Below are 12,429 nucleotides of genomic sequence, written 5' to 3' on the forward strand. Positions count from 1 at the left end.
ACTGATCAAAAACAATTAGCTGATTTTTTTGCAAATCACAAATCATTTGATCACATTGTTTCAACTCTCGGAGGTGCAATGGGTGGCGGTTTTTTAGACAACTCACTGACAAAAATTCGAAAAGTAATAGAAGGTAAGTTCTTTGACAATCTGCAACTTGCGCAATTGGCTGTGTCACACCTAAATAAAGGCGGATCGCTAACTTTCACTTCGGGAACGGGCGGTCACCCAAGTACAGCATCAGGTGCAATCGTTGGTAATCATGCTATTAATTTGTTGGTTAAAGGGTTATCTATTGAAGTAGCATCCCAACACAAGCGTGTTAATGCGGTTGCTCCGACCTGGACAGCAACTGGATTGTGGCGTGATCTCTCACCCACACAACTGCAACAACAAAAACAATCAATTGCAGCAGGCATCCCCTTGAAGCGCACTGCAAAAGTCACTGAAGTTGCTTCGGCATATCTTTATTTAATAACGAACGACTTTATGACTGGTCAAATAATTAATGTTGACGGTGGTGTTAGTGCTCTATAACAAGACAAATAAAAAAAGCTTGATTTCCGGTTAAATCCGTTGAAATCAAGCCTTTTTATAATTAATTACTAAAATCTCTATTCAAATCAAAACTGAGATACCTAATCACTTTGCCATAATTCAAAAAATAATTAGTTTAGACCATCTTGCTCACTTAATCTAAAATTTCGGCAAGAATCTCTTCAGAAATTTCAACTTCTTTCTCTTTGTCACCAAGGCTTTCTTTACCACGATATGGATTCTCAACAATTCGCCAAATTGTTCCATTCTTGATTACTGCAATGCGATCAGCCATTCTTACAGCCTCATTAATATCATGTGTTACCAGAAAAGTTGTAATTGCCTTATCCTGACAAACTTTTCTAATCAAGTCTTGCATCTTGGTTCTCGTTAATGCATCTAGTGCTCCCAATGGTTCATCCAAAAGAAGAAGACGCGGATGTGACATCAGGGCACGTGCTAAAGCAACACGCTGTCTCTGCCCACCTGATAATTGAGAAGGAAGCTGCTCAACATACTGTCCTAAGCCTACTTGTGTAAGTAGCTCAGTAGCCTCACTAACTGATTGTTTGCCCCTTTTATCCAGCAAAACATTATCCATAACATTCATCCATGGAAGCAAACGATCTTCTTGGAACATTACACGAGCTTCTTTATTTAACCCCTGAATCTTATTACCATCTTGAATAATGGATCCAGCGGAAGTCTCTTCTAGACCAGCCAGCATTCGTAATAGCGTACTTTTACCGCCACCACTCATACCGACTAATGCAATAAATTCACCTTCATTAATAACCAGATTAGCATCACTTAAAATAACACTTTTACCGTATGATTTACCAACTTTATTTATTTCTAGAAGTTTCTGAGGCATCTGTATTCCTCCTTTCAACTGCACGCCATTCTAGGAAAATATCCTCTAAATTTTTAGCAATAAAATCAGATAACTTTCCTAACAAAGCATAGATTAAAATACATAAAACAATCGTCTTCATATCCATGAACTGTTCAGCGTTAGTTGACATATAACCTATACCTGAACTTGCCGAAATTGTTTCAGCAACAATCAAAGTCGTCCACATTACGCCAAGTGCATACCTAACACCCATCAAAATAGTTGGAAGGGCTCCAGGAAAGATAACCTTGATAAACAAATCCTTTTTACTCAACTCATAAGACTTGCCCATTTCAATTAACTTAGGATCAACAGATGTAATTCCATGGTAAGTATTAATATACATCGGGAAGAGGCAACCTAACGCAACCAATGAGATTTTGGCAGATTCACCAATCCCAAGCCATAAAATAATCAGTGGAATCAATGCTAAATGTGGGATATTGCGCAACATTTGAATAGTACTGTCAAACAATAACCTTGCCTTACGTGAAACACCATTGATGAAACCTAAAACAAAACCCAGTCCGCCGCCAATTAGAAGGCCAGCAGTTGCACGGTAAAGACTGATACTCATATTTTCTTGAAGTTCACCGTTCTTAAAGAGCTTAATACCATTTGTTACAACATCAATTGGAGATGGTAACAAAGTTTCATTGACCCACGAGAGATTGCAAGCAACTTGCCAAAAAACTATCAAGAAAACAGGAATCAACCAAGGTAATGAATTTTTAAACTTAAACGAAAAATGATATTTTTCATTCGTTTCAATATTTTCCATAATCTTTCTCCTTATTAGTTATTTAAGATACTGAACATGCTTTGAAACATCAATTTTCTTTGTAAGAATGTTGTTGTCGTAAAATACATTAGCAATTTCTTGTTCCTCTTTTACGACACTCTTTGACATTGCATGCATTGAGAATGTTCTACGGATAACAGATCTACGAACAACCTTCTTGGAAAGTTTTAAGTCTGCACTCATTTTTTTAATCAGTTTAGAGTGATTTTTGTTAGCCCATTTCATATCCTGCTCAGTATATTTAATAATTAATTTGCTCAATGTTTTGTTTTTACTTGCATAAGTTGTTGGTGAAACAATGAAACTTCGGTTGAGTGCCTTTGTAGTTGTACCATCAACAAGTAACTTTGAATTCTCGGTTATCTCAACTTGTGCTACACTAGGATCCCAGTTAGCCCAAGCATCAACCTTACCTTTAGAATATGCAACACTCGCAGCATCCGAATCTAGATTGACCCAAGTTATGTCATCATTACTCAATCCAGCTACTTTAAGTGCCCTTAGCAACATGTATTGTGAACTTGTACCCTTAGTGTATGCAACTTTTTTACCTTTTAAATCTGCCAATGTTTTGATTGAAGAATTTTTGCGAATCAAAATTCCACTACCCTTTGCTTTTGTTCCACCAGCCGCCACATAAGTTAATTTAGTACCCGCTGCCAAGGCTGATACGGGTGGTGTATCACCTACACGCGCATAATCGACATTACCTGAAGCAAGTGCTTGCAGCATTGCCGCACCATTTTGGAATTCCTTGAACTTAACGTTGTATCCCTTCGCTTTCATCTTTTTAACGAACTGACCTCTGATTTTAGAGATATAGAATTCATCTCCAGCTTGATATCCCAGTACAACATTCTTCAAGCTGGAGCTTCCAGCATCTTCTCTTGTCAGATGCCAGCCATAAATAGCAACTCCACACCAAAATAATAAAAGAATTGCGATAAAACTTTTTTTAAGATTCTTCATACTATTTCACAGTCCTCTTTTCTTGTAGTATCTCTGCCAATTTTGGTCTTAATATCTTGCGAGTTGGATTTAATGGAAATTTATCTAAAAAGAAGATTTCAGTTGGTCTTCGATACTTAGCAAGATGTGTTGCTGCATAATCAATAATTCGTTGACGGTGTTTTGCCAGAGTCTCAGAATCTTTGGTATCATCAATTACGGCAGCCGCTACAATTTCGCCATATAGTTCATCAGGCAATCCCACGACCGCAACTTGTTTAATGAAGTCCAAGTTTCCAAGAACATCTTCGACAACTGATGGACTGACTTTTTCACCACCATGATTAATAACATCTTTACTACGACCTTCCAACCACAGATAACCCTCTTCATCAAAATATCCTAAATCACCTGTTAAGAACCAACCGTCTTTAAAGGAGTCGGGATGTGGATCAAGATAGCTCGTAATTACGTGATCACCGCGAATTGCAATCTCTCCATGAATTCCTGGTGCATCAGTAAAGTCATCCCCATCTATAATTGTTACATCAGTATGGTATGGTTTACCGACTGAACCAATTTTTATATTGTCTAATGGATTCAGAGTACATTGACTACAAGATTCTGTCATACCATATCCTTCAAGCAATGGAACACCAAATTTTTTTACAAATTTCTTATGACGGCTAACTGGAAGCATCGCAGAAGCACACCTAACAAAGCGAAGTTTGTGATTTGGGTCAAATTGGGCTAAGGCCTTCTCATTTTTCAATAAGATAGAAACAATTGTAGGAACCACTGAGGACCATGTAACATCATTCTTCATTACCTGCTGCCAGAAACGGCTTGCACTGAACTTAGGTGCGATCACTAATCTCCCATCCGATAGAAGTGTAGAAACAACGATTAATTCCTGTGCATTAATATGAAACATTGGCATTATAATCAAAACAGTATCAGCTGCACTTAAACGATGGCTCTCCAAGTCATAGTGTGCTGCTTTTAACATAATCTCATGAGTCAGGCCAACCTTCTTAGGCTTTCCAGTAGTTCCAGATGTATTCAGTATCCAACCATATGACTGCTCATTTGGCTTAGCTTCCTTGTCACCTATGTTCAAATCATTTCTTGTTAGGATGACCAAATCTTCAAATGTATGCAACTGAACTGTCTGTTTATCCAGTTCAGTGAAATTACTGAAAACTTCGGCACGGCTGGCATTAAAGATAATTGCTGCATAATGATTCTCGCGAAAGTCTTTGACAAGTTCTACATCAGAGGTACTTTCCGAGACTGGATGAGCAGTAACACCTAATCGCCACAAGGCTTGGTTGATTGGAACATATGCAGCCGAATTTTCAAGACACATAAATGCAATGTCTCCACTGCCCATGTGGGCGTTCAAAAAAATTTTTTGAAGTTTTGTTATATCTTCCTCCACGTCTTTTCCAGTAAACCATTTGTTCATTCGTTCATCTTTTAAAAATTCACGATTAACATTCTTTTTTAAATGCATTGCAAGTTCTGTAGTTAATTTTGTCATTATTTACTCCTCCTAATCTTTTGTGGGCGTCCAATCAATATTCCAAATGGAGGAACTTTGTAAAGAATGAATGATACTAGCCATGAGATTCCTAAAACAACTAAGTATCCTACTGGTAATAGCAGGAATAATACCCATTCATTCAAATAACCCTTAATATTCGATAAAATATACGCTAAAAATGTCAGCCCAATAGTTTGAGTCAGATAGACACCAAAGGATAACTTTGAAGATAAGGAAACAAATCTTGCAAATTTCTCCCATTTTGGTTGCGTTCTATGACTCGAATATGAAAGACTAAGACACCAAACAGTACAAATCATGAGTGAAGCATAAATCATCAAGTAAGGCTGATGTACTAACTCAGTGTAATGCTGACCTAACTTGAGGACATACCAGTTAATATAAAACAGACCAAACGTTCCTAATCCTAATAAAGCAGTGAGTGTATAGACAATTTTCCGATACTTTATGATGAATGCCTTGGCTTCATCATAGTGAATTGAAACAAATCCACCTGCAATAAAGTAGAACTGGTATGATAAAACAAAGTTACCGTAATACTTCAGTAAGTATGGCCAGTTATCATGATTCATCTCTGGATATATATATTTTGTCCAGATTAAGAAAAATAATTGGATTAACGCGCTGATTGAGAATATCAATAAATGATAACCATTCAACTTCTTAAACAATTTAAGTAATAATGGAAAAATCAGATAAAGCTGAAATGTCACCAGAATGTAGTACATATAGAATTGATCCCCATGAATCAAAGCTGAATACCAGTCTGTTAACCAACTACGAAAATTCAAATTATCACCCACTGCAATAGCAGCAAATATTAAGAAAAATCCATTCCAAAATAAGTAGGGAACTCCACCACCCTTGTAACGTTTGTACCAAAAGGCCAGATAATTTACCTGATCTTTTTTATAATATTGTAAAAACAGTACTAATCCCGTGACGAACATGAATCCCATTCTTGTGAAATGCAGCAATAAATGCGTCATTAACAATACTAACTGCGGAACTGAATCGGTTGATAAACTAGCAATAAATGATGATGTTACATGATTTGCTAGTACCCCAAAAATGAAAATACATCTCATTAAATCAACTTCATATAAATACTTTTTCTTCATCCAAAGACCCCTATACCATAATTTATAATAAAGTCGTTATTTTCCCCACTCCCAAAATAAGCAGAAATAAACTCTTTATTACCCATATAATAATTTAAAATATTGATTTGACTGCTGTATGTCTAATGTATGAATTATTTGTGAAAAAAAGATAGTAAAGTAAAATAAATAACATTAATTGTGAATTATTAAAAAAAGTCCTGCTAAAAATCAGCTTTTGCTAACTTCTAACAGGACCATTAATTATTATTCTTCTTTTTTCTCTCTTGTTACTATAAATCTTATTGGATTACCTTGAGTAGCCGTGTCAACTACAAACGAACCATTTGAATAACGGTCACCTGTGGGGTGTTCAAATGGATTGATAATTACTGTTTCTTGTTTGTCAGTGATTATCGCCAAATCCTGAGGTTCTTCTTTCGATAATAAGGAAACAAATTCAATACGATGAGGATTTCTTTTTAGTTCCCGTAAAACTTGGACACCACGTCTTGCCCTAGTTGTAGGGGACACCTCAGCTACTGACATTCGCTTGAATGCACCTCTTTGTGTAAGAATTCCAACCTGTTCAGAACCTGTTACCAACAAGACTGAAGCAATAAAGTCATCTCGCAAATCCATTGCCTTAACACCTGCAGCTTTAGCACCTGATACTGGGACCTCGGATAACAAGTATCTTAGCCCATATCCACCATGTGTGATTGCCAAAACATACATATCATCGATCTGCTCAGACTGTACGAAATTAACCAAGATCAACTTATCCGTATCAGATTTTAACTTCATACCTTGACTCGCTCTAGATTTATAAGTTCTACCCGGTTTTAAATCAACAAAAGCAGTTTGCTTAATATTACCTTCTTTTGTAGCAAGTACAAAATTACCAGCTTGTTCCAGATCTTTAAAGGCAAATGCAGCCAGAATCTTCTCATCTGGTTTGAGTCCTATTGATTGGGAAAGATGTAAACCCGTGTCTTTCCACTTATAATCGGGAATTTCGTGCACAGGACGATATATCACGTTTCCACTATCTGTGAAGATAAAGAAATGGTCAAGCGTATTTATGGTTTTCTGATACACAACCGAGTCCTCAGGCTTCAAACCATTTTCTGTAACATCAGATGCTTTGAATGAGCGCAGAGAACTCCTCTTAAGGTAACCATCCCTACTTACCATAACAACAACATCCTCGGGAGCAACAAGAACTTCTGTTTCAATCTTCAGCTGTTCAACTTTGTTTTGAATAACTGTTTTTCGCTCAGATGTATATTTCTTGTCAATTGCCAAGATTTCCTTCTTAATAACTTTATCCAATTCTTTTGGATTTGCCAGAATAAGTTCAAACTTCCTGATCTTATCAGTCAATTCTTTTGCTTCCGCCCGAAGAGCAGTTACATCAGTATTTGTTAAACGATAGAGTTGCAGTGACACAATAGCCTCAGCTTGCGCTTCAGTGAAGCTGTACTTAACAACCAAATTGTCTTTTGCGTCCTTTTTATTGTTGCTTGCCCGAATCGTTTTGATTACATCATCTAAAATTGATAATGCCTTGATTAACCCAGCAACAATGTGTTCACGTTCACGAGCCTTTTCAAGTTCAAATTGGGTTCTTCTTGTTGTTACAACTCTTTGATGTTCAAGGTAAGCAGTCAATATTTGTTTCAACCCTACATTTTCAGGCCGCATATTATTAATTGCAACCATGTTGAAATTATATGATATCTGCAAATCAGTATTCTTGAACAAATAATTTAAGATACCTTCTTGATTGGCATTTCGTTTTAGTTCGATCACGACACGTAAACCTTCACGGTCACTCTCATCACGAACTTCAGCAATACCTTCAACTTTCTTTAACAAGCGGATTTCATCTATTTTCTTCACAAGAATCGCTTTGTTCACTTCATAAGGTATCTCAGTTATGACAATTTGCTCTTTATTACCCTTTAAGGATTCGACTTTTGTTTTCGCACGTAGCATAACGCGTCCGCGCCCAGTAGTATAAGCCTTAGTAATACCATCTATTCCTTGCAGAATTCCTCCCGTTGGGAAATCCGGACCTTTCACAAATTCCATCAGATCATCAAGTGTAGCTTTAGGATGGCTCATCAAATAAAGTAGTGCCTGAATTGTTTCATGGAGGTTATGAGGCGGAATTTCAGTGGCATATCCTGCAGATATCCCAGTTGCACCATTTACAAGCAGATTGGGGAAACGCGCTGGTAAAACAGTTGGTTCCATATCTGTATCATCAAAATTGGGAACAAAGTCAACTGTGCTTTTATCAATATCGCGAAGCAGCTCACCTGATATTTGACTTAAACGTGCTTCTGTATAACGCATAGCCGCAGGTGGATCACCATCCATCGATCCATTATTTCCATGCATCTCAATAAGCGGCTCACGTAGCTTCCACGATTGGCTCAAACGAACCATTGCTTCATAAATCGAACTATCACCGTGAGGATGAAAATTACCCATCACATTACCTACAGATTTAGCAGATTTTCTAAATGCTTTCTCGTAAGTATTACCATCCTGATTCATCGCGTATAAGATACGGCGCTGAACAGGTTTTAAACCGTCTCTAATATCAGGTAGAGCACGTTCTTGAATAATATACTTCGAGTAACGTCCAAAACGTTCACCCATAACGGCCTCAAGTGAGAGTTCTTGAATTTTACTGCCTTGGTTTTCAACCATTATTCAACACCCCCTTCTGGCTTTCCGTCAATATGGTGTGCCCCTGCAACAACAGTGTTGTCCAATAAACTGCCATCTTCTTCCAGTGTAAACTGAACATTTTTCTCAATCCATTTGCGTCGTGGTTCTACCTTATCACCCATTAGAGTCGTAACACGTTTCTCGGCCAGAGTGTCATCTTCAATCTTAACCCGAACCAGTGTCCTTGTTTCTGGATTCATTGTTGTTTCCCAGAGTTGATCAGCATTCATTTCTCCCAGACCTTTGAACCTTTGCAGTGTGTAACCCTTTTTCATTTCTTTAGTTGCATAATGCAATTCATCATCAGTCCAAGCATACTTGATTACATTCTTATTTTTAACCTTCTTTTGGATCTTGTATAAAGGAGGTAGTGCTATATATATTCTTCCGGCATTTATCATTGGTCTCATATACTTATAAAAGAATGTTAACAGCAATGTTTGAATATGAGCACCATCTGTATCGGCATCAGTCATGATGATGATTTTGTCATAGTTGGCATCATCTACTGTAAAATCTGTACCGACACCAGCACCAATTGTATAAATCATCGTATTAATTTCTTCATTTTTGAGAATTTCAGATAACTTGGCTTTCTCGGTGTTCAACACTTTTCCACGTAATGGTAAGATTGCTTGAAATTTCCGATCTCGTCCTTGCTTAGCCGAACCACCAGCAGAATCACCTTCGACCAAGAATAACTCATTTCTTTTAGCATTTTTAGATTGGGCAGGTGTTAGCTTGCCAGATAACAATCGTTCTTTTTTCTTTTTCTTGCCTGTTCTGCTCTCATCTCTTGCTTTCCGTGCGGCTTCTCTTGCTTCTCTTGCTTTCAAAGATTTTCTAACCAGATCCTGCGCAAATTCACCATTTTCCATTAAGTAAAAGCCAAGCTGTTCAGAGATAACGCTATCAACTATTGAACGTGCCTCTGGTGTTCCAAGCTTTCCTTTTGTCTGTCCTTCGAACTGCAATAGTTCTTCTGGAACACGAATCGAAATAACCGCAGTAAGTCCTTCACGAACATCACTGCCTTCCAAGTTTTTATCTTTTTCTTTCAGCAAAGAAACCTGGCGAGCATAATCATTGAATGCTTTTGTCCAAGCTGATTTCATGCCAGCTTCGTGTGTACCACCATCCTTAGTCCTAACATTATTTACGAACGACAAGATACTCTCAGAATAACCATCATTGTATTGAGCAGCGACCTCAACTTCAATGCCGCCTTTAATGCCGTCAAAATACATTACATTGCCCAATGTATCCTTATCTTCATTGAGATAAGCAACAAATTCCTTAATTCCATCTTCAAAATAAAAAATATCTTCTTGTTCGGTTCGTTCATCAGTAATTGTAATTTTGACACCTTTTAATAAAAAGGCCGATTCACGTAGCCGCTCAGCTAGTGTGTCATAGTTATACTTAGTGGTTGTAAAGATGGTTTCATCAGGTTTGAAAGTTACTGTGGTACCATTTGTTTTTTAGTTTTTCCAATCTTACGCAGTGTGCCAATAGGATTCCCGCCATCTTTAAAGTCTTCTTCATACTCAATCCCATCTCTAATGGTATTAACAGTCAACTTTGAAGAAAGAGCATTGACAACACTGGCACCAACTCCGTGTAAACCACCAGAGGTCTTGTAGCCTCCTTGGCCGAATTTTCCACCAGCATGAAGAACTGTAAATATGACCTCAACAGTCGGAATTCCTAAGGAATGCATTCCAACGGGCAAGCCACGTCCATGATCTACAACTGAAATACTATTATCTTTATGCAAAATCACATTTATTTCCTTACCATATCCAGATAGCGCTTCATCAACGGCGTTATCAACTATTTCATATACCAGATGATGCAATCCACGACTATCAGTTGACCCAATGTACATCCCTGGTCTTTTTCTGACAGCCTCTAATCCTTTTAACACTTGAATTGAATCATCATTATAATTTGTTTTTTCCATATATTATATTAAACCCCTTCTACTTCATGGAGTATTGAATTAATGCTCGTTCTTACGTTCCAACTTGAATATCATACCTTATGAAATTGCAAATTGTAAAGTAATCACTTATTTTAGCGGTTAGTAAATTCGTAATACAAATAAAATTAGATTTGTAGATAATGCCGAAAAAATGATAGAATAGGTCGTATTAAGCTAAAGGAGGTCAATCTGTAATGGATTCGACTATTGTATTAATGTTAATAATAGGGTACCTTCTTGGATCAATTCCATCAGGTATTTGGATTGGTAAAATATTCTATAATAAGGATATTCGCCAATTTGGCAGTGGCAACATGGGAACAACAAATACTTTCAGAGTACTTGGGAAAAAAGCAGGAGTAATTGTTTTATTAATTGATATGCTAAAAGGGACACTTGCTGCATGTCAACCTTATTTCTTCGATGTTCATATCAATGTTTTAATAATAGGATGCGCTGCGGTTATCGGTCATGTTTTTCCAATTTTTGCGAAATTTAAAGGCGGTAAAGCGGTTGCAACTAGTGCCGGTATTTTACTCGCATATAGTCCGTTATTCTTTGTTGTTGCATGGCTTATATTCCTGACCACCTTATATCTTTCAAGCATGGTCAGTATTGCAAGTATGGTGGGAATGACGTTGATTACAATCTTATCGTTATTCTTCCATGATCCGATTTTGACAGTTATTGCACTCATTCTAACAGTTTTCGTTTTCTATCGCCACAAGGGGAATTTATCACGAATCAAAAATGGTAATGAGAACTTAGTACCCTTTGGTTTGGTTTACAGGAAGAAAAACAAGAAGTAAAACACATAGTCTAAGTATATTACAACAATTTATATTCTGTTAAATAAAGGAGCGGGGTCCAAAAGTTGAATTTTGGCCTGGCTCCTTTATTATTCTGCATAAATAGTACTTCCCCTACCTTATAGCCACTTTTATAGCCTTTTTAAAAAACTTGAACCTTATAAAAACCGCTAAAACTTTCATTGGCCTTTAGTACATGCACACCAACCTTTTCAGTTAGCTCGCCACTGGCACTTACATCATCAGCCAAGCCCCACCACGGCTCAATACACACAAAAGGAGCTTCTTCTGGGTATTTCGACCAGACTCCAACATACTGAGCATTGCCTGTATTAAAACGAATACCATTTTTTCTTTGGGCCGTTGTTAGCGTTAACTCAGTACTCTTCTCCTCCAGCTTCAAAATAACTGCATCATTTTTAAATGTTTCCCTCGTAACATCAATGGTTCCAGCAGTAAAATCAAGCGGATGTCTAGAATCACTGTAATTTCCTTGGAGTTGAATTTGCTGATAAATTCTATTAGGAGCAACTGCTACATGATAGTCAGAAAATGTTTCTGTGGATGACAAAGGAACATTAAATGCTGGATGGCCACCAACAGAAAACAACAACTGGTTTTTACTTGGATTGTCAACTAAATAACTAACCTTTAATGTATCGCTCATAAGCTCGTACTTGATACATAATACAAATTCAAAGGGATATTTTTGCATAGTTTTCTCGTTCGATTTCAAACGGAAAACTACAAGTTTATCAGTTTTTGTTTCAATTTCAAAATCCATATCTCGGGCAAATCCATGTTGTGTCATCCGATATTTATGTTCTTCATAGCTATATTCATCATTTTTTAGTCTACCAACGATTGGAAACAGGACTGGTGCATGACGGCCCCAATACTTAGGATTAGCCTGCCAAAGATATTCAAGTTTATTTTTTTGTTAAATAAGCTCGTCAGTTCACCGCCATGTTCATCAAAAGAAACCTTCAAGAATGTATTTTCTAAGCTAATTGTCATCTTATTTTCCCTTCATTCAATGATT

Annotated in this window: 10 protein-coding genes and 1 pseudogene; 2 read left to right on the forward strand and 9 right to left on the reverse strand. The window is 37.1% G+C overall.

Annotated elements, in window-relative coordinates; genetic code table 11:
• Positions 1–537: SDR family oxidoreductase (locus tag GSM_RS03365; protein WP_010077811.1), on the forward strand; the 537-nt coding region annotated here is incomplete at its 5' end.
• 154 nt (positions 538–691) lie between these two features.
• On the opposite strand, the gene GSM_RS03370 is transcribed toward GSM_RS03365, so the two are convergent.
• The 7 genes and pseudogenes from GSM_RS03370 to parE all read right to left on the reverse strand — a co-directional run bounded on the left by GSM_RS03370 (position 692) and on the right by parE (position 10,557).
• Positions 692–1,411, reverse strand: a complete 720-nt coding sequence (locus GSM_RS03370; RefSeq protein ID WP_003690333.1) for an ABC transporter ATP-binding protein — start codon at positions 1,409–1,411, stop codon at positions 692–694.
• Positions 1,383–2,213 (reverse strand): ABC transporter permease subunit, encoded by an 831-nt coding sequence (locus tag GSM_RS03375; RefSeq protein ID WP_003690332.1) that lies wholly within the window; start codon positions 2,211–2,213, stop codon positions 1,383–1,385. Before GSM_RS03375 ends, GSM_RS03370 begins: the two co-directional genes overlap by 29 nt.
• Positions 2,214–2,231: 18 nt before the next feature.
• Entirely contained in the window at positions 2,232–3,203 is a 972-nt protein-coding gene (locus GSM_RS03380) for an aliphatic sulfonate ABC transporter substrate-binding protein (RefSeq protein WP_010077812.1), read from the reverse strand.
• Between the two features lies 1 nt (position 3,204).
• Complete coding sequence (locus GSM_RS03385; protein ID WP_010077813.1) at positions 3,205–4,725, reverse strand: AMP-binding protein; 1,521 nt, start codon at positions 4,723–4,725, stop codon at positions 3,205–3,207.
• Positions 4,725–5,870 (reverse strand): acyltransferase, encoded by a 1,146-nt coding sequence (locus GSM_RS03390; RefSeq protein ID WP_003690302.1) that lies wholly within the window; start codon positions 5,868–5,870, stop codon positions 4,725–4,727. The genes GSM_RS03385 and GSM_RS03390 overlap by 1 nt, the downstream gene beginning before the upstream one ends.
• Before the next feature lie 246 nt (positions 5,871–6,116).
• Entirely contained in the window at positions 6,117–8,573 is a 2,457-nt protein-coding gene (gene parC / locus GSM_RS03395; protein ID WP_003690300.1) for a DNA topoisomerase IV subunit A, read from the reverse strand.
• Positions 8,573–10,557: pseudogene (gene parE / locus GSM_RS13945) on the reverse strand (DNA topoisomerase IV subunit B). Before parE ends, parC begins: the two are co-directional and overlap by 1 nt.
• 215 nt (positions 10,558–10,772) lie before the next feature.
• On the opposite strand from parE, the gene plsY reads away from it, so the two are divergent.
• Entirely contained in the window at positions 10,773–11,387 is a 615-nt protein-coding gene (gene plsY / locus GSM_RS03405) for a glycerol-3-phosphate 1-O-acyltransferase PlsY (protein ID WP_003690296.1), read from the forward strand.
• 142 nt (positions 11,388–11,529) lie between these two features.
• Here the strand turns inward: plsY and GSM_RS13950 are convergent, their stop codons facing one another.
• Entirely contained in the window at positions 11,530–12,261 is a 732-nt protein-coding gene (locus GSM_RS13950) for an aldose 1-epimerase family protein (protein ID WP_235720338.1), read from the reverse strand.
• Positions 12,237–12,404 carry a hypothetical protein gene (locus tag GSM_RS15365; RefSeq protein WP_235720337.1) on the reverse strand — a complete coding sequence of 56 codons (168 nt, stop codon included), beginning with the start codon at positions 12,402–12,404 and terminating at the stop codon, positions 12,237–12,239. Before GSM_RS15365 ends, GSM_RS13950 begins: the two co-directional genes overlap by 25 nt.
• Positions 12,405–12,429: the final 25 nt, after the last annotated feature.

Origin of the sequence: Liquorilactobacillus mali KCTC 3596 = DSM 20444, assembly GCF_000260415.1 — a bacterium.
Lineage (GTDB): Bacteria > Bacillota > Bacilli > Lactobacillales > Lactobacillaceae > Liquorilactobacillus > Liquorilactobacillus mali.

Excerpts from the sequence above, each read along its gene's own strand:
- GSM_RS03380 (WP_010077812.1), bottom strand. The coding sequence starts at position 3,203 with ATGAAGAATCTTAAAAAAAGTTTTATCGCAATTCTTTTATTATTTTGG.
- plsY (WP_003690296.1), top strand. The coding sequence starts at position 10,773 with ATGGATTCGACTATTGTATTAATGTTAATAATAGGGTACCTTCTTGGA.
- GSM_RS03370 (WP_003690333.1), bottom strand. The coding sequence starts at position 1,411 with ATGCCTCAGAAACTTCTAGAAATAAATAAAGTTGGTAAATCATACGGT.
- GSM_RS03390 (WP_003690302.1), bottom strand. The coding sequence starts at position 5,870 with ATGAAGAAAAAGTATTTATATGAAGTTGATTTAATGAGATGTATTTTC.
- parC (WP_003690300.1), bottom strand. The coding sequence starts at position 8,573 with ATGGTTGAAAACCAAGGCAGTAAAATTCAAGAACTCTCACTTGAGGCC.
- GSM_RS15365 (WP_235720337.1), bottom strand. The coding sequence starts at position 12,404 with ATGACAATTAGCTTAGAAAATACATTCTTGAAGGTTTCTTTTGATGAA.
- GSM_RS03375 (WP_003690332.1), bottom strand. The coding sequence starts at position 2,213 with ATGGAAAATATTGAAACGAATGAAAAATATCATTTTTCGTTTAAGTTT.
- GSM_RS03385 (WP_010077813.1), bottom strand. The coding sequence starts at position 4,725 with ATGACAAAATTAACTACAGAACTTGCAATGCATTTAAAAAAGAATGTT.